General features: G+C 71.3%; 15 protein-coding genes. 11 read left to right on the forward strand and 4 right to left on the reverse strand.

Features of this window, described 5'->3' with window-relative positions:
- The first annotated feature begins 216 nt into the window (after nucleotides 1-216).
- Both IHD13_RS11035 and IHD13_RS11040 read left to right on the forward strand, forming a co-directional pair.
- On the forward strand, nucleotides 217-1200 hold the full coding sequence (locus IHD13_RS11035) for a GlxA family transcriptional regulator (RefSeq protein WP_195861098.1): 984 nt from the start codon (nucleotides 217-219) through the stop codon (nucleotides 1198-1200).
- A gap of 178 nt (nucleotides 1201-1378) precedes the next feature.
- Nucleotides 1379-2620, forward strand: a complete 1242-nt coding sequence (locus IHD13_RS11040) for a TauD/TfdA family dioxygenase (RefSeq protein WP_195861099.1) — start codon at nucleotides 1379-1381, stop codon at nucleotides 2618-2620.
- On the opposite strand, the gene IHD13_RS11045 is transcribed toward IHD13_RS11040, so the two are convergent.
- Nucleotides 2617-3636 (reverse strand): GlxA family transcriptional regulator, encoded by a 1020-nt coding sequence (locus IHD13_RS11045; RefSeq protein WP_195861100.1) that lies wholly within the window; start codon nucleotides 3634-3636, stop codon nucleotides 2617-2619. The two genes, IHD13_RS11040 and IHD13_RS11045, sit on opposite strands and share 4 nt — an antisense overlap.
- 113 nt (nucleotides 3637-3749) lie before the next feature.
- Here IHD13_RS11045 and tmpA point away from each other — a divergent pair, with 113 nt between their 5' ends.
- From tmpA to IHD13_RS11090, 9 genes are all read left to right on the forward strand, one after another.
- Nucleotides 3750-4862 carry a 2-trimethylaminoethylphosphonate dioxygenase gene (tmpA, locus tag IHD13_RS11050; protein WP_195861101.1) on the forward strand — a complete coding sequence of 371 codons (1113 nt, stop codon included), beginning with the start codon at nucleotides 3750-3752 and terminating at the stop codon, nucleotides 4860-4862.
- Nucleotides 4859-5455, forward strand: a complete 597-nt coding sequence (locus tag IHD13_RS11055) for an HD domain-containing protein (protein WP_195861102.1) — start codon at nucleotides 4859-4861, stop codon at nucleotides 5453-5455. The genes tmpA and IHD13_RS11055 overlap by 4 nt, the downstream gene beginning before the upstream one ends.
- On the forward strand, nucleotides 5452-7044 hold the full coding sequence (locus IHD13_RS11060) for a 5-guanidino-2-oxopentanoate decarboxylase (RefSeq protein ID WP_195861103.1): 1593 nt from the start codon (nucleotides 5452-5454) through the stop codon (nucleotides 7042-7044). The genes IHD13_RS11055 and IHD13_RS11060 overlap by 4 nt, the downstream gene beginning before the upstream one ends.
- Before the next feature lie 32 nt (nucleotides 7045-7076).
- Nucleotides 7077-8303, forward strand: coding sequence for a pyridoxal phosphate-dependent aminotransferase (locus IHD13_RS11065; RefSeq protein WP_195861104.1), 1227 nt, complete (start codon nucleotides 7077-7079; stop codon nucleotides 8301-8303).
- Complete coding sequence (locus IHD13_RS11070; RefSeq protein ID WP_230086257.1) at nucleotides 8300-9097, forward strand: ATP-binding cassette domain-containing protein; 798 nt, start codon at nucleotides 8300-8302, stop codon at nucleotides 9095-9097. The genes IHD13_RS11065 and IHD13_RS11070 overlap by 4 nt, the downstream gene beginning before the upstream one ends.
- A 33-nt stretch (nucleotides 9098-9130) precedes the next feature.
- Nucleotides 9131-9901 (forward strand): transporter substrate-binding domain-containing protein, encoded by a 771-nt coding sequence (locus tag IHD13_RS11075; protein WP_195861105.1) that lies wholly within the window; start codon nucleotides 9131-9133, stop codon nucleotides 9899-9901.
- A 77-nt stretch (nucleotides 9902-9978) separates the two neighbouring features.
- Nucleotides 9979-10686 carry an ABC transporter permease gene (locus IHD13_RS11080; protein WP_195861106.1) on the forward strand — a complete coding sequence of 236 codons (708 nt, stop codon included), beginning with the start codon at nucleotides 9979-9981 and terminating at the stop codon, nucleotides 10684-10686.
- 1 nt (nucleotide 10687) lies between these two features.
- A complete protein-coding gene (locus tag IHD13_RS11085) occupies nucleotides 10688-11413 on the forward strand; it encodes an ABC transporter permease (RefSeq protein ID WP_195861107.1) in 726 nt (241 codons plus the stop codon).
- A 14-nt stretch (nucleotides 11414-11427) separates the two neighbouring features.
- Nucleotides 11428-12864 carry an aldehyde dehydrogenase family protein gene (locus tag IHD13_RS11090; RefSeq protein WP_195861108.1) on the forward strand — a complete coding sequence of 479 codons (1437 nt, stop codon included), beginning with the start codon at nucleotides 11428-11430 and terminating at the stop codon, nucleotides 12862-12864.
- Here the strand turns inward: IHD13_RS11090 and IHD13_RS11095 are convergent.
- The 3 genes from IHD13_RS11095 to IHD13_RS11105 form a co-directional block, all read right to left on the reverse strand.
- Nucleotides 12861-14915: a prolyl oligopeptidase family serine peptidase gene (locus tag IHD13_RS11095; protein WP_195861109.1), complete on the reverse strand. Its 2055-nt coding sequence runs from the start codon at nucleotides 14913-14915 to the stop codon at nucleotides 12861-12863. The two genes, IHD13_RS11090 and IHD13_RS11095, sit on opposite strands and share 4 nt — an antisense overlap.
- 65 nt (nucleotides 14916-14980) lie before the next feature.
- A complete protein-coding gene (locus IHD13_RS11100; protein WP_195861110.1) occupies nucleotides 14981-15949 on the reverse strand; it encodes a GlxA family transcriptional regulator in 969 nt (322 codons plus the stop codon).
- A gap of 4 nt (nucleotides 15950-15953) precedes the next feature.
- On the reverse strand, nucleotides 15954-17624 hold the full coding sequence (locus IHD13_RS11105) for a BCCT family transporter (RefSeq protein ID WP_195861111.1): 1671 nt from the start codon (nucleotides 17622-17624) through the stop codon (nucleotides 15954-15956).
- Nucleotides 17625-17726 lie beyond the last annotated feature (102 nt).

Here is a 17726-nt window from a genome sequence, read left to right on the forward strand (position 1 = left end):
CGCACTGGCGGGGGCCAGGGGCCGGCCGGGCGGAACCCTGCCGGTCGCGGTCTCGACAGCGCGGCACGATGGCGTGCTATTTAGTTAGCCAACGAAAAATATTCCTGCAAAACATAAGACGAAAGTGGCATTTTGACGCAGACCCTCGGCAGCCGGGTTTGCCGGTGCGATCCCCGGGCTCCCATAATGGGGCCCCCGAGCCGACGACGACGCCCGATGCGACTCCACTACGCCGGCCCCGAGCCGGAACCCATCGGTATCCTGCTGCTGCCGCGCTTCGCCATGGTGGCGCTCTTCTCCGCCATCGAGCCGCTGCGGATCGCCAACCGCATGGCGGGCCGCGAGCTGTTCCGCTGGCACCTGATCGGCCTGGACGGTGCCCCGGTGACGGCCAGCAACGGCATGTCCCTGGGGGTCGAGCTGGCCCTGGCGCAGGCCCCGGACTTCCCCAGCCTGGCGGTCTGCGCCAGCTTCGCCCCCGAGGCGGCCCTGACCCCGGCCCTGCTGGGCTGGCTGCGCGAGCGGGCGGCCCGGGGCTGCGTGCTGGGCGGCATGGACACCGGCTGCGTGGCGCTGGCCGCGGCGGGGCTGCTCGATGACCGGACCGTGACCCTGCACTGGGAGAGCCTGCCCGACTTCCGCCGCCGCTTCCCGCGGGTCGACGCCGTGGAGTCCCTCTACGAGGTGGATGCCCGAGGCTTCTCCTGTGCCGGCGGCAGCGCCGCCATCGACATGGCCCTGGACCTGGTGCGACGCCGCCACGGCGAGGCCCTGGCGGCCCGGGTCAACGCCCAGCTGGTGCATGCCCGGGGGCGCCTGCCCGCCAGCCGCCAGCGTCCCGCCGTACCGCCCCACCTGCCCCTGGAACTGCGCCGTGCCATCGGCCTGATGGAGGCCAACCTGGAGTCGCCCCTGGCCATCGCCGATCTGGCCCGGCGCCTGGCACTCTCCTGGCGTGGCCTGGAGCGGCTCTTCCTGCGCTACCTGGCGTGTTCGCCCCGGGATCACTACCTGGGGCTGCGCCTGGATCACGCTCATGGCCTGCTGCTGGAGACCTCCCACCGGGTGCTGGAAATCGCCCAGGCCTGTGGCTTCGCCTCCGCCTCCAGCTTTACCCGCGCCTTTCGCCAGCGCCACGGCCTCACCCCCAGCCAGCTGCGACGCCAGCAGGATCGGGCCTGGCTATCGAATGGCGCTTAAGCCGGGCTGTCGAATGGTGCCTGCTTTAGCCGGGGCGTCGAATGGCGCTTACGCCGGATCCTTGCGTGGTACTAGGCCGGGCTGTCGAATCGTGCATAGTCGGCGTCGAATGGCGCCGCTTTTCCTCGGCGGGCAATCGGCAAGCTAGGACCTTCCATCCCCCCCCGGAGAGGTCCTTATGAATTCGCTCTCGTCCCCGACGCTGCCGCTTACCCCGGACTACGACGCCTGGCCCATCGAGGCCGAGATCCGCTCCGTCACCCACGACGCCCGGGTGGTGACCCTGGGCTGGAGCGACGGTCGCGTGAGCCGCTACCACGGCATCTGGCTGCGCGAGAACGCGGCCGACGAGAGCACCGTCAATCCCGCCACCCGGGAGCGTATCCTCGACCTCTCCACCCTGCCCGCCTGGCCGGAGATCGGCGCCGCCGAGGTGGGCGCCGCCGGCGCCCTCTGCGTCACCTTCGCCCCCGAGGCGCGCGTGCTGCGCTTTCACCCCGGCTGGCTGCGCGCCCACGACTACGACAACGGCGCCACCCAGGAGGCCCCCCTGGTGCCGGTAACGACCTGGCTGGGCGGCCCCGGGGCCAGCCCCGACAGCCTCGACGCCAGCGGCCTGCTCGACGCCGAGCCGGCCGGCGAGGCCGAGGAGGCGATCCTCGCCCCGGCCCTGGAGAGCGTGCTCGGCAAGGGGCTGGTGCGCCTGCGCGGCCTGCCCACCACGCCGGGCTCCCTGGCCGAGATCGCCGCGCGCATCGGCCCGCTGCGGGCCACCAACTTCGGCACCCTCTTCGACGTGCGCGCCAAGCCCGACCCGGACTCCAATGCCTATACCTCCATCGCTCTGCCGCCCCATGTGGACCTGCCCACCCGGGAGTACCAGCCGGGGCTGCAGCTGCTGCACTGCCTGGAGAACGACGTGGCGGGGGGCCAGGCGGTGATGCTCGACGGCTTCGCCGTGGCCGAGGCGCTGCGCGACCGACATCCCGAGGCCTTCGCCACCCTGACCCGCCAGCGCTGGTGCTTCGCCAATACCGCCCGCACCACCGATCATGTCTGGCATGCCCCCATGATCGGCCTGGACGAGCGCGGCGAACTGCAGGAGGTGCGTATCGCCGACTTCCTGCGCGGCCCGCTGCAGGCCCCCTTCGAGGCGGTGGAGTCCGCCTATGAGGCACTGATGGCGCTGCAGGCCCTGCTCCATGAGCCGCAGTTCGCCCTGCGCTTCGACTATGCCCCGGGGGACCTGGTGATCTTCGACAACCGCCGGCTGCTGCATGCCCGGGACGCCTTCGCCGGGGGCGGCGGCCGGCGCTGGCTGCAGGGCTGCTACCTGGAGCGGGACGAAGTGCGCTCCCGCTACCGGATGATCCAGCGCGCCCGGCGCCGCCGGCGGCTCGATCCGGAACACAACGGCTAACGCGGGGGATCCAGCGAGCCCCGCTCGGCGGTGGTGCTCGGAGCCTCGTTGAAGCGTTGCCGATAGGCCCGCGAGAAGTGCGCCGGCTGGGTAAAGCCGGCGGCCAGGGCCGCCTCGGTGACCCGGCAGCGGCTATCGGCGAGGATGCGCCGCGCCTGGTCGAGGCGCAGGCCCAGATAGCACTGCTTGGGGCTCTCGCCGAAGTGGGCCATGAACAGCCGCGTCAGCTGGCGCTGGGACTGGCCCACCAGGCGACACACCTCGGGGATCGGCAGCGCCTGGGCCAGGTTGGCCTCCATCACCGCCAGGGCCCGCACCACGCTGCGCGGCAGCTCTTCGTAGAGATGACGCTGCGCCAGGGAGGCCTCGCCCCGGGCCCGCTGGTGGACCAGCTGGCGCCCCACCGCATTGGCCAGGGCCGGCCCGTAGGCCCGCTCGATCCAGTCCAGCATCATGTCGATGCTGGCCGAGCCCCCGGAGCCGGTCAGGCGCTCGCTACCGAACTCGTAGCGGGCCTGGCTGATGGCCAGGTGAGGAAACTCCTGGCGAAAGGCCGGCACGCTCTCCCAGTGCAGGGCCACCCGGTGCCCCTCCAGCACCCCCGCCCGGGCGAGGATAAAGGGCGCCGTGTCCAGCCCCCCCAGCCAGCCACCATGGGCGGCGATGCGCCGCAGTACGGCGCGCTCCGCCGCCCCCACCGTCAGCTCCGCCTCGTAGGAGGAGACCACGATCAGGCCGGCATCGTCGGCCAGGGTCTCGAGGGGGCCGTCCACGTCGATACGCACCCCGTTGCTGGCCACCACCGCCTGGCCGGTGGCGGAGCGCAGCCGCCAGGCGAAGAGGTCGCGCCCGAAGCGATTGGCCACCCGCAGCGGCTCCAGCAGGCAGAACAGGGTCAGCATCGAGAACTTGGGCACCAGCCAGACATCCAGGGTGTGCTCGGCCTCCTCGGGGGTCAGCAGGGGCGGCGAGTCGGGACGCGGATAGGGCCATTCGTCGGGATAGGGTTCCATCATGGCCAATAAGTTCAAGGATATGGCCAATTTAATCAAGTCCAGGGGCGAAACCACGGATAAGGTAATAAGCACTCACGCCAATGCCAGTGACCGAATCTTGTGGAGACGCCGTCATGACCCACGTCAGGCTCCGGGCCCAGGGCCAACGCCTGGTACTCGACCATCGGGACCAATCGCGGGAGTTCACCGCCCTGTGGCTGCGCGAACGCAGCCCCGATCCCCAGACCCGGGACCCGCGCACCGGCCAGCGCCTGATCGAGGCCGCCGAGCTGCCCCTGGACCTGCGCCTCGAAGCCGCCGAGGTCAGCGGCGCCGGCCTGGCACTGCGCTTCAGCGATGGCCACCGCTGCGAGGTGCCGCTGGCGGAGCTGCTCGAGGCGCCCATCGATCCGCCCCGGCGGCTCTGGGACGCCGCCGGCGCCCCTAGCCCCCGGGCCGACTTCGCCGCCGCCCTGAACGACGACGGCGCCCTGCTGGCGCTGCTGGAGGCACTGCACCGGGACGGCTTCGTGCTGGTCTCCGGGGTCCCCGCCGAGGAGGATGGCATGCGCCCGCTGATCGACCGCATCGGCCCGCTGCGGCGCACCAACTGGGGCGGCATCGCCGACGTCAAGTCGGTGGCCGATGCCTACGACCTGACCATGACCCAGCGCGGCCTGGAACCGCACACCGACAACCCCTACCGGGACCCCATCCCCGGCTATATCTGGCTGCACTGCCTGAGCAATGCCGCCGAGGGCGGCGACAACACCCTGGTGGACGGCTATATGGCGGCGCGCCGGCTGCGCGAGCGCGACCCCGTGGCCTTCGACTGCCTGACCCGGGTGCGCCCGGGCTTCCGCTACCGGGACGACACCACCCACCTGGAGAGCGAGGGGCCGCTGATCGAGCTGGATCGCCAGGGCGAGCCGGTGCGGGTGCGCTACTCCAACCGCACCGAACGGGTGCCGGCCCTGGCCCCCGAGACGCTGGACACCTACTACGCCGCCCGCCGCGCCTTCTATGAGCTGATCACCGGCGACGAGCTGACCCTGCACCTCAAGCTGGCGCCGGGACAGATGCTGATCATGGACAACTATCGGCTGTTCCACGGCCGGCGCGCCTATCAGCTGGCCGGCGGCGTGCGCCACCTGCGCCAGGGCTACGTGGATCGCGACAGCACCGCCAGCCGCCGCCGGGTATTGCGCCGCCAGGCCGAGCCCCTTGCCCAAGGAGAGCCCGCATGACCCAGGCCCGTTTCCGCCACTTCGGCGAGGCCCAGCGCGACGACTGGGCGCTGATCGATGCCCGTTTCCGCGACTATGTGGCCGATGCGCCGCGCCGGGTGCTGGCCCACCTGAACAACCTGGCCGGGGACACCCACGGCTACCCGGTGGACCGCTACGAGCACTGCCTGCAGACCGCCACCCGGGCGCTGCGCGACGGCGCCGACGAGGAGATGGTGGTCTGCGCCCTGCTCCACGATATCGGCGATGACCTGGCCCCGGCCAACCACGCCGAGATCGCCGCGGCCATCCTCGAGCCCTTTATCGACCCGCTCAATGCCTGGATGATTCGTCACCACGAGCTCTTCCAGGGCTACCACTATCGCCACTACTTCGGCCTCGATCGCCACGCCCGGGAGGCCTACCGGGATCACCCCGCCTATGCGCGCACCGTGCGCTTCTGCGACGACTGGGACCAGACCAGCTTCGATCCCGACTACGACACCCTGCCGCTGAGCCACTTCCTGCCCATGGTGGAGCGGGTCCTGGGGCGCCCGCCCTTCGGTGGCCTGCCCGACCCGGTATCCCCGGTCGACGAGGAGACCCCGCGATGAACCAGACCTGTGCCAGCTATCTACTGCGGCTCTTGGAGGCGTACGGCATCGATACCGCCTTCGGGATTCCCGGGGTGCATACCATCGAGCTCTACCGTAGCCTGGGCGACAGCGCCATCCGCCACGTCACCCCGCGCCACGAGCAGGGCGCCGGCTTCATGGCCGACGGCTATGCCCGGGCCAGCGGCAAGCCCGCCGCCTGCTTTATCATTACCGGCCCCGGCATGACCAATATCGCCACCGCCATGGGGCAGGCCCTGGCCGACTCCATCCCCATGCTGGTGATCTCCAGCGTCAACCGTCGCGATACCCTGGGCCGCGGCCAGGGCCGGCTCCACGAGCTGCCCGGCCAGCGCGAGACCCTGGCCGGGGTCAGCGTCTTCAGCCACACCCTGCTCGACCCGGCGGCGCTGCCGGAGGTGCTGGGGCGAGCCTTCGCGATCTTCCAGGGCGCCCGCCCGGGGCCGGTGCATATCGAGATCCCCCTGGACCTGCTGGCTGCGCCCCTGGAGGCCCCGGCGCCGCGCCCGCTGCGGGTCTATCCGCCGGCGGCCCCGGCGGCGGCCATCGCCCAGGCCGCCGACTGGCTGGCCGGCGCCGAGCGCCCCCTGCTGCTGCTGGGCGGCGGCTGTGCCGATGCCCCCCAAGCGGCCCGCGCCCTGGTGGAGCGCCTGCAGGCGCCGGTGCTGACCACCATCAACGCCAAGGGGGTACTGGGTCAGGATCACCCCCTGGACCTGGGCGCCACCGCCAGCCTGCCCGCTGCGCGCCGCCTGGCCGCCGAGGCCGATGTGGTGCTGGCGCTGGGCACCGAGCTGGGCGAGACCGACTATGACCTGGTGTTCGACAATGGCTTCCGCCTCGACGGGCGGCTGATCCGGGTGGATATCGCCCCCCAGCAGCTGGCCCGCAACCAGGCCGCCGACCTGGCCCTGGTGGCCGACGTGGGCCAGGTGATGCAGGACCTGGCCGAGGCCCTGCCGGCGCGCGCCGACGATGGCCGCGCCGCGGCGGTGCGCGACGCCCTGGCCCTCGAGGCGGACCCGGAGCTGGCCCCCTATGTGCCCCTCTATGCCAGCCTGCGGGCGGCGCTGCCCGAGGCGATCCTGGTGGGCGACTCCACCGGGCCGGTCTATGCCGGCAACTTCCTCGCCTCGCTGCCGGCGCCGCGGCGCTGGTTCAATGCCGCCACCGGCTACGGCACCCTGGGCTACGGCCTGCCGGCGGCCCTGGGTGCCGCCCTGGCCTGCCCGGAGCGGCCGGTGGTCGCCCTGGTGGGCGACGGCGGCCTGCAGTTCGTGCTCGGCGAGCTGGCCACCGCCCGCGACCTGGGCCAGGCGGTGGCGGTGGTGATCTGGAACAACCAGGGCTACGACGAGATTCGCCGCTACATGGCCATGCACGAGGTGCCCCGGCTCGGCGTCGACCTGGCGCCACCGGACTTCGCCGGCCTGGCCGCGGCCTACGCCTGCCGCTACCGGGCGGTGGGTGACCCGGCCGCCCTGGGCGAGGCCCTCGGCCGGCTCGACGAGGCGGCCTCGCCGCTGCTGATCGAGGTCGATGCCGCCGCCTGGACCCAGGCCCTGTGAGCACCACGCCAACACAACCAAGGAGCCCTGATATGCGCTACTCCCGACTGACCGACCGCATCGCCGGCGACGGGGCCGCGGCCTGGGATATCCACTACCGCGCCCTGGCCCGCCAGGCCGCCGGCGAGGAGATCACCGTGCTCTCGGTGGGCGACCCCGACTTCGCCACCCCGGCGCCCATCGTCGAGAGCGCCGTGGCCAGCCTGCGCGGCGGCGCCACCCACTATTCGGACGTGCAGGGCAAGCTGGCGCTGCGCCAGGCCATCGCCGACGGCTACCGGCGCCGGGGCATCGCCGCGGGCCCGGACAACGTCATCGTCATGGCCGGCGCCCAGTGCGGCCTCTATGCCGCCGCCCAGTGCCTGCTCGATCCCGGCGACGAGGTGCTGGTCCCCGAGCCCAGCTATGTCACCTACGAGGCGGTGCTGCGCGCCACCGGTGCCGAGCTGGTGCAGGTGCCGCTGAGCGGCGAGGCGGACTTCCGCCTCGACCCGGCGGCCCTGGAGGCGGCCCTCACCCCGCGCACCCGGGCCATCCTGCTCAACAGCCCCCACAACCCCACCGGCCAGCTGATCGACGCCGAGACCTGGGCGGCGATCGCCGCCCTGTGCCAACGTCACGACCTCTGGCTGATCTCCGACGAGGTCTATGCCGAGCTGATCTTCGAGGGCGAGCACCTCTGCCCCGCCGGCCTGCCAGGGATGGCCGAGCGCTGCGTGGTGATCAGCAGCCTCTCCAAGTCCCACGCCATGACCGGCTGGCGCCTGGGCTGGGTGCTGGGCCCCGAGGCGCTGATCCAACACCTGACCCACCTGGCGCTGTGCATGCTCTACGGCTGCCCCGACTTCATCCAGGACGCCGCCTGCGAGGCCCTGACCGCGCCGCCCGTCGAGCTGCAGGCGATGCGCGAGGTCTACCGGGGCCGCCGCGACGCCGCCTGCGCGGCCCTGGCCGAGAGCCCGGCGGTCACGGCGATCCGCCCGCCGGCGGGCATGTTCCTGATGGTGGATATCCGCGCCACCGGTCTCTCCTCCCAGGCCTTCGCCGACCGCCTGCTCGACGAGGAGGGCATCTCGGTGCTCTCCGGCGAGGCCTTCGGGCCCTCGGCGGCGGGCTTCGTGCGCCTCAGCCTGACCGTGGAGGCCGAACGCCTCGCCGACGCCTGTCGACGCCTGGCGGCCTGTGCGGAGCGCGCCCGCGATGCCGGCGCCCCGCCTGCCCTGTCACCCACCGCGGCCCCGGAGGCCGATTGCCTATGACATCATCACTCGAGCTTCCCCTCCGTCCCCGGGCCGCCACCGCCGATGCGGTGGTGGCCGACCACCTGATCAAGCGCTATGGCGACCTGGAGGTGCTCAAGGGCGTCTCCCTGAGCGTCCCCGAAGGCACCGTCACCTCCATCATCGGCGCCAGCGGCTCCGGCAAGAGCACCCTGCTGCGCTGCATGAACCTGCTGGAACGCCCCGACCGCGGCGAACTGGCGATTGCGGATGAGGCGATTCGCTTCGCCCGCAATCCCCAGGGCGACATCATCGGCCTGGATCGGCGCCAGCTGCAGCGGCTGCGCGCCAAGGTGACCATGGTCTTCCAGCAGTTCAATCTCTGGCCCCACCTCAGCGTGCTGGGCAACGTCATCGAGGCCCCCATGCGGGTCAAGGGACTCTCCCGCCGGCGCGCCACCGCCCTCGGCGAGCACTACCTGGAGCGAGTCGGCATGGCCGACAAGCGCGACGCCTACCCCGCCTTCCTCTCCGGCGGCCAGCAGCAGCGGGTGGCCATCGCCCGCGCCCTGGCCATGGAACCGCGCCTGCTGCTCTTCGACGAGCCCACCTCGGCCCTCGACCCGGAGCGGGTCAACGAGGTACTGGGAGTGATCCGCGGCCTGGCCGACGAGGGTCGCACCATGCTGCTGGTCACCCACGAGATGCACTTCGCCCGCGAGGTCTCCGACCAGCTGGTCTATCTCGACCAGGGGCGCATCGCCGCCTCCGGGGCCCCACAAGACGTCTTCGAGGATCCCCGCTGCCGCCACTTCGTGGCGCCCGCGGCCTGAACGCTCCACCAACCATAACGACAGGAGAAGACCATGAAATTCCCCCTGATGATCGCCACCGCCGCCACCCTGGGCCTCAGCCTCACCGCCCAGGCCGACGCCCCCCTCAAGGTGGGTATCTCCGGCGAGCCCTACCCGCCCTTCACCTACCGCGCCGCCAGCGGCGACTGGACCGGCTTCGAGGTGGAGCTGGCCAATGCCATCTGCGACGCCATGGGTCGCGACTGCGAGATCGCCCCCACCGGCTGGAGCGGCATCATTCCCTCCCTCAACGCCGGGCGTATCGACATGATCATGAACTCCATGTCGATCACCGAGCAGCGCCAGCGGGTCATCGACTTCACCCGCCCCTACTACTTCACCCCCGGCGCCTATGTGGCGGCCAGCGACCTGGCGCTGGACATCCCCGACGGCCTGGACGGCCTGATCATGGGGGTGCAGAGCGCCACCACCAACGCCACCTATGCGCGCCGCGAGCTGCGCGACAGCGGCGTGGACATCCGTCTCTATGACCAGGCGGAGCAGGTCAACAACGACCTCCTGGCCGGTCGCCTGGACCTGGTCCTCGCCGACGAGATCGCCATGTTGCAGTTCCTCGACCGGGACGAGGCAGCGAACTTCGAGGTCAAGGCCACCGCGCCCCGCCACGAGGCCTACGGGGAGGGCATCGGTATCGGCCTGCGCCAGGAGGACGACGATCTGCGCGAGGCCCTGAACGCCGCCATCGCCGCGGTGATCGAGGACGGCACCTGCGGCGAGCTTTCCGAGCAGTTCCTGGACACCGACGTCTGCGTCTACGACTGAGCCATCAACGGCTGCCATGCCCCCCGGCGCCAGCAGCGCCGGGGGACTTCGTCGCGTGACCGAGGAAAGGTTCCACCATGACTTCGATGACACCGGAGGGGCTCGGCGACTGGGCCGGTCCCATCCTGGCCGGGGCCCTGACCACGGTGCAGATCGCCGTGCTGGCCTACGCCATCGGCCTGCTGCTCGGGCTGCTGGGGGCCGGCGCCCGACTCAGCCCCTGGGCGCCCCTGCGCGGCCTGGCCACCGCCTACTCCACCCTGATCCGCGCGGTGCCCGAGCTGCTGCTGATCATCCTGCTCTACTATGCCGGCGCCCAGGCCCTGGACGCCCTGCTGGACCGGCTCGGCATGGCCGGCGCCGTGCAGATCACCGGCTTCGCCACCGCCGTGGGCGTGCTGGCCTTCGTCCAGGGGGCCTACATGACCGAGGTGTTCCGCGCCGCCATCCTGGCCATTCCCCGGGGCCAGCTGGAGGCCGCCGATGCCTATGGCTTCTCGCGCTGGACGCGCTTCCACCGCATCGTGCTGCCCGGGATGCTGCCCAATGCCCTGCCGGGCATGTCCAACCTCTGGCTGATCCTGATCAAGGACACCGCCCTGATCAGCGTGATCGGCTTCAACGAGCTGTTCTTCACCATCCAGCAGGCCGCCGCCAGCAGCCGTGCCTACTTCCTCTTCTATGCCGCCGCCGGCGTCATCTACCTGCTGATGACCCTGACCTCCACGGCGCTCTTCGCCCGCCTCGAGCGTCATGTGCGCCGCGGCCAACCCACGGAGGCCTGAGATGGACTTTTCCTGGCTGAGCGACCCCTTCTACCAGGCCTACCTGTGGGAGGGCTTCGTCAATACCCTGTGGCTGCTGCTGGTCTCGGCGGTGGGCGGCCTGCTCCTCGCCGTGGCGGTGGCCCTGGCCCGGCTGCGCGGCCCGCGTCCCCTGGCCTGGCTGGCCTGGGCCTTTACCACCGTGATTCGCGGCACCCCGCTGCTGGTGCAGCTGTTCTTCTTCTACTATGGGGTGGGCCGGCTGCTGGAGGGGGTCCCGGGCATCCGCGACAGCGTCTTCTGGCCGCTGCTGCGCGACCCCTTCTTCTTCGGCGCCCTGACCTTCATCCTCAGCGTCGGCGCCTACTCCGGCGAGGTGATCCGCGGCGCCATGCAGAGCGTGCCCCGGGGCGAGCTGGAGGCCGGCCGCGCCTTCGGCCTCTCCGGCTTCCAGGTGCTCTATCGGCTGTGGCTGCCCCGGGCCATCCAGCTCTGCCTGCCGACCCTGACCGGCGAGATGATCCTGCTGCTCAAGTCGGTACCGCTGGTCTCCACCATCGCCCTGATGGACCTGCTGCAGGCGGCCAATATCATTCGCGACGAGACCTTCCTGGTCTACGAGCCACTGCTGCTGATCGCCGGCATCTACCTGGCCACCACCATCGTGTTGACCCTGGTGCTGCGCCTGGTGGAGCTGAACTTCCCCGGCATGCGCCCGACCCGGCGCCGCTGGCTACCCATTCGCTGAGCGAGGAGCGGCCGATGCACGTCCTGACCGAGCAATTCATCGCCAACGCCTGGGTGGCCAGCCAAGCCAGGGCGCGCCACCCCCTGATCGATCCCTACCGAGAGGTGGCGATCGGCGAGGTGACCGCCGGCGATCCTGCCGACGTGGAGGCGGCGGTGACCGCCGCCCGCCGAGCCCTGCCCGGCTGGCGGGCGACCCCCGAGGCACGCCGCGGCGATGCCCTGGACGCCATCGCCGCGGGGCTCGAGAGGCGCCGCGGGGCGCTGGCCGCACTATCGAGCCGCAACAACGGCAAGCCGCTCGCCGAGGCGCGCCAGGACCTGGATGACGCCATCGCCTGCTACCGCTACTACGCCACCCGGGCCCGCGCCCTGGGCGAGCGCCAGGGGCAGCGCGACGACGGCGGCATCGACGGCCTGACGGCCCGGCGCTACTGGGAGCCCATCGGCGTGGTGGGGCTGATCACCCCCTGGAACTTCCCCCTGGTCAGCAGCGCCTGGAAGCTGGCCCCGGCGCTGGCCGCCGGCTGCACGGTGGTGTTCAAGCCCTCCGAGGTCACGCCCCTGCCGGAACGCGCCCTGGCGGAGATCGTCCGGGAGGCGGGCCTGCCCCCGGGGGTGGTCAACCTGTTGCATGGCGACGGCCAGGGCATCGGCGCACCGCTGAGCCGCCATCCGGGCATCGACAAGCTCTCCTTCACCGGCAGCAACCCGGTGGGCGAGGCGGTGATGCGGGCCGCCGCCCACGGGGTGCGGCCGGTCTCCCTGGAGCTGGGCGGCAAGTCGCCGATCCTGGTCACCGAGGACGCCGACCTGGCCCGGGCCCGGGACCTGGTGATGGCCGGCATCTGCTACAACGCCGGCCAGATGTGCTCGGCTACCAGCCGGTTGCTGGTCCACGAACGCCTGGCGGACGCCCTCTATGCGGCCATCGACGCGGCCATGGGCGCCCTGCGCCTGGGTGATCCCCTGGCCGCGGAGACCGAGATGGGCCCCCTGGTCAACGCCGCCCAGCGCGACCGGGTGCGGGACTATCTGGCCCTGGCCGAGGCCGAAGGGCTGCCGAGCGAGACCCCGGCGCTCGCCCTGCCCGCGCGGGGCTGCTTCGTGGCCCCGCGCCTCTATCGCGAGGTGCCGACCACCAGCCGGCTGTGGCGGGAGGAGATCTTCGGGCCACTGCTCTGTGCGCGGCGCTTCGCCAGCGACGAGGAGGCCATCGCCCTGGCCAACGACAGCGACTACGGCCTGGCCGCCAGCGTGGTCAGCGGCGATCCGGGGCGAGCCGAGGCCATCGCCCGGCGCCTGGAGGTGGGCAACGTCTGGATCAACTGCGACCAGGTGGCGCCGCCCCACGCCAGCTGGGGCGGCATGAAGGGCAGCGGCATCGGCCGCGAGCTCGGCGAGGCGGGACTCGCGGCCTATCTGGAACCCAAGCGGGTGACCCTGGGCTAGTCCCCCGCCAGGGTCTGCCACAGGAAGGTAAAGGCCAGGGCCTGCATCTGGGCCCGCTGGGGATTGTCCGCGGCGCCGCCGTGGCCGCCTTCGAGGTTCTCGTAGTAGAGCGCCGGCTGGCCCAGCTCGTGCAGCCGCGCCAGCATCTTGCGGGCATGGCCCGGATGGACCCGGTCGTCCCGGGTGCTGGTCATCAGCAGCGTCGGCGGGTAGGCCACCGCCGGGTCCAGGTTGTGGTAGGGAGAGAGGTCGCGCAGGAAGGCCTCCCAGTCGTCGCCGTCCGGGTCCCCGTACTCGGCCATCCAGGAGGCGCCGGCGAGCAGCTCGTGGTAGCGGCGCATATCGAGCAGCGGCACCTGGCAGACCACGGCGCCGAACAGCCGCGGATACCTCACCAGCATGTTGCCCACCAGCAGGCCGCCATTGGAGCCGCCCTGGATGCCCAGGCGCCGCGGCGAGGTGACGCCCCGGGCGATCAGGTCCTCGGCCACGGCGGCGAAGTCCTCGAAGGCCCGGGGGCGCTTCTCCTTGAGTGCCGCCTGGTGCCACTCGGGGCCGTATTCGCCGCCGCCACGGATATTGGCCACCACATAGACTCCGCCCCGACTCAGCCAGCCGCGCCCTACCCCGGGGCTGTAGGCGGGCAGCAGCGATACCTCGAAACCGCCGTAGCCGTAGAGCAGGGTCGGGTGGTCGCCATGGGGCGCGAGGTCGCGCCGCGCCACCTGGAAATAGGGGACACGGGTGCCGTCGGCACTGGTGGCGAAGTGCTGAGTGACCGCGAACTCCTCGGCCGCGAACCGCGCCGGGGCCCGCTTGAGCGGGGTGAGCGGCTCGCCGACCCGACCGTGGTACAGGGTGGTGGGGGTCAGGTAATCGCTGGCCACCAGGAACAACTCGTCGCTCTCCTGCTCGTCCACGGCGGCGACGCTCAGGCTGCCCGCCGCGGGGACGCCGGCCAGGGGCGCCCGGCGCCAACCGTCGGCCCCGGGGGTCAGCACCTCCAGGCGGTTGCGCACGTGCTCCAGCACATTGAGCACCAGGTGATGGCGGGTCCAGGTGACGTCCGTCAGGGAGCGTCCCGCCTCGGGGGTGAAGAGCACCGTCACCTCGCGCCGGCCGGCCAGCCAGGCCGCGAAGTCGGCGACCAGCAGGCTGCCCGCCGGATGGGTGGTCCCGGCCAGTTCCCAGGGCTCGCGCGGCTCGATCAGCAGCCAATCGCGATGCACCTGTTTGTGGGCGGAGTCGGGCACCTCGATGCGCCGCAGTTGGTCATCGGCCTCGCGGAGGTAGAGCTCGCTGGCATAGAAGGCCCTGGCGCGGCTGATGAAGTCGCGCTCGAAGCCGGGGGTCGGGTCGTGCACGGCGGCGACGGAGAGATCATCCGCTTGCCCTTCGAACAGCGTCTCGGCCGTCGCCAGGGGCGTGCCCCGCCGCCAGCGCTTGACCACCCTGGGGTAGCCCGAGGCGGTCAGCGAGCCCGCGCCGAAATCGGTGTAGACGTAGACGCTGTCGCGATCGATCCAGCCGACCCCGCCCTTGGCCTCGGGGCGCTGGAAGCCGTCGTCCACCCAGCGCTTCTCCACCAGGTCGAACTCCCGGGTCACGTCGGCATCGGCCCCGCCCCGGGAGAGGCTGATCAGGCAGTGCCGCCAGGGCGCGTCCGCGTCGCGGGGCCGCAGGCAATGGGCGCCGTGCCACACCCAGTTCTCGCCCTCGGCGGCGTTGAGGGCGTCCAGGTCGATCAGCACTTCCCAGGCCGGCTGCGGCTTGGCGTACTCCGCCACCGGGGTGCGCCGCCAGAGGCCCCGGGGATGGGCCCGATCCTGCCAGAAGTTGTAGTAATGGGGGCCGCGGCGCACCACGAAGGGGATGCGATCCTCGGCCTCGAGGATCGCCAGCAGGTCGTCGCGCAGCGCCGTAAAGCCGGCATCCGCCGTCAGCCGGGCCAGGGTCTCGGCGTTGTGTTCCCGCACCCAGGCCAGGGCCGCCGGGTCATCCACCGCCTCGAGCCAGCGGTGGGGATCTTGGGGGTGGGGTGAGGATGCCATGGCCGTTCTCCGAGGGGCTTTTCCCCAGTGTATCGGGGAGTGGCTCGGGCGTCGCCGCCCCGGGGTCAGCCGGGGCCCCGCCGCGCCTGACGCGGCGAGTGGCCGTAGAAGCCCCGGAAGGCCCGGGAGAAGCTGGAGCTGGAGGTGAAGCCGCAGGCCAGGCCCACCGAGAGGATATCCAGCTCGGTCTCGTCGAGCAGACGGCGGGCCCGCTCCAGGCGCAGCTTGAGGTAGTAGTGGCGGGGCGAGCAGCCCAGCTCCTGGTCGAAGAGGCGCTGCAGCTGGCGCGGCGAGACACCACCGCGCCGGGCCACCTCGGCGAGGCTCAGCGGCTCCTCCAGGTGGCGCTCCATCAGTGCCACCGCCTCCACCAGATGCCGCTTGTGGGTGCCCAGGCGCCGCGCCAATGTCATGCGCTGCTGGTCGCTGCGGGTGCGGATGCGCTCGTGGATCAGCTGCTCGGAGACATCGACGGCCAGCCGCGCCCCGTGGCGCCGGCCGATCACCTCCAGGGCCATGTCCATGGCGGCGGCGCCGCCGGCACAGGAGAAGCGCCGGCGGCCCAGCTCGAAGAGCTCGTCGGAGGTGGGCACCCCGGGGAAGCGTTCGCGGAAGGCGGGCAGGCTCTCCCAGTGCAGGGTGACCCGCTCGCCCTCCAGCAGGCCCGCCGCCGCCAGCAGGAAGCAGCCGGTGTCCAGGCCACCCAGCACGCAGCCGGCCTGGTCCAGGCGGTGCAGCCAGGCCATCAAGGGCCGGCTGAGGTGCGCCTCCGGCGCGAAGCCGCTGCATACCGCCAGCGAGGGCAGGTGGTGCACCTCGCCGATGGCCTGGTCGCTCATCAGTGTCATGCCGTTGGAGGCGGTGACCGGCCCGCCGCCCTCGCTGATCAGGGTCCAATCGAAGAGCGGCCGGCCGCTGATGCGGTTGGCGATGCGCAGCGGCTCCACCGCCGAGAAGAAGGCCATCATCGAGAAGCCCGGCACCAGCAGGAAACCGACGGTCTCCGGCAATGGGCCCGCATACGCCAGGCGCATGGCGTCAGTCCTGCCCGGTGGCGGCGGCCCGGGCCGCACGTCGCCGACGGCGTACCGCGGCGGGGTTCTGGATCAGCGACTTGAGTACCCCCAGGGTCATCAGGATGATCACCACGCTGAGCGGCAGGGCCGCGGCGATGGAGGCGGTCTGCAGGGCGCCGAGGCCACCGGCCAGCAGCAGTACCGCCGCCACGGCACCGATCACCGCGCCCCAGAAGATGCGCATCGGCCGGGAGGGCTCGTCATTGCCCAGCGACAGGATGGTGGTGATCACCAGGGTGCCGGAGTCGGAGGAGGTGATAAACCAGCTGGCCAGCAGCAGGGTGGCCAGTGCCGAGACCGCCCAGGCCAGCCAGGGGGTGGCCGCCAGGCCATCGATGGTGCCGTAGAGGGCCGCCGGGAGGTTCCAGTTCTGCACCAGGGTGATCAGCCCGGCCTCGCCACCGGCGGCGAGCTCCTGATGCAGGGCCACGCCACCGAAGACGCAGAGCCAGCCGATGATGATGGCGGTGGGAATGATCATCACGCAGGCCATGTACTCGCGCAGGGTGCGCCCCTTGGAGATGCGCGCGATAAAGAGCCCGACGAAGGGGGCCCAGGCCAGCCACCAGCCCCAGTAGAAGATGGTCCAGTCGCCCTGCCACTGGGAGGGGCCCGGCTCCTCGGGGAACCACAGCCCCATCTGCACGAAATTGCCCAGGTAGTGCCCCAGGGAGTCACCGAACATGCCCAGCAGCCAGCTGGTGGGGCCGGCGAAGAGGAAGAAGCCCAGCAGCAGCACCGACATGATGATGTTCCACTGGGAGAGCAGCTTGATGCCACGCCCCACCCCGGAGACCGCCGAGAGGATGGAGAGGCCACTGATGCCGACGATCAGCGCCAGCTGGGTGGGGTTGCCCGGATCGATACCGAACAGCCGCTCCAGGCCGGTGGCGATCTGGCTCACCCCCAGCCCCAGGGAGGTGGCCACCCCGAAGACGGCACCGAACACCGCCAGGATATCCACCAGATGGCCGATGGGACCGTAGATCCGCTCGCCGATAAACGGATAGAGGGCCGAGCGCAGCGCCAGGGGCAGCTTCTTGCGGTAGGCGAAATAGGCCAGCGACAGCCCCACCAGCACATAGACCGCCCAGCCATGGAAGCCCCAGTGGAAGTAGGTGACCGCCAGCGCCGAGACCGCCCGCTCATGGCCCAGCTCGGTGGCCCCGGCCAGGTCCGCGTAGGGGTTGTTGGGGTAGCCGAAGGCGCCGCTGGTATCCAGGTAGAAGAGCGGCTCGGCGACGCCGAAGAAGAGGATGCCGATGCCGATACCTGCGGAGAAGAGCATGGCGATCCAGGCGAAGGTGGAAAACTCCGGGCGGCTGTCATCGTCGCCCAGGCGCACCTTGCCGAAGGGGCTCAGCATCAGGCCGAAGCAGACGGCGATCAGGAACACCAGGGTGATGATGTAGTAGGCGCTGAAGGTGCTCTCGATCCAGGCCCGGGCGCTGCCGAAGACGGTGCCGGCCAGGGAGGTATCGAAGGCGGTGAACAGCACGAAGGCCAGGATGATGGCCGCGGCGGTGAGGGTCATGCCGCGGTGGGCGCCCTTGAGCAGGCCCTGTTGCTGAATCTGTAACGCGGCGGGGTTCAGCGGCCCCGCCTGGCTGGGGTCGTCGTGACGGTCGGACATCTCGGCTCCTCGAGCCGTTGCCGTGAGCTTCGGACAGTGTCGCAAGCCCCGAAAACCGGAGACTGTGAGACTAGCCGTTCACGCAACGGACGGATGACCCGC

This window comes from Halomonas sp. 328, from assembly GCF_015645095.1.
Lineage (GTDB): Bacteria > Pseudomonadota > Gammaproteobacteria > Pseudomonadales > Halomonadaceae > Bisbaumannia.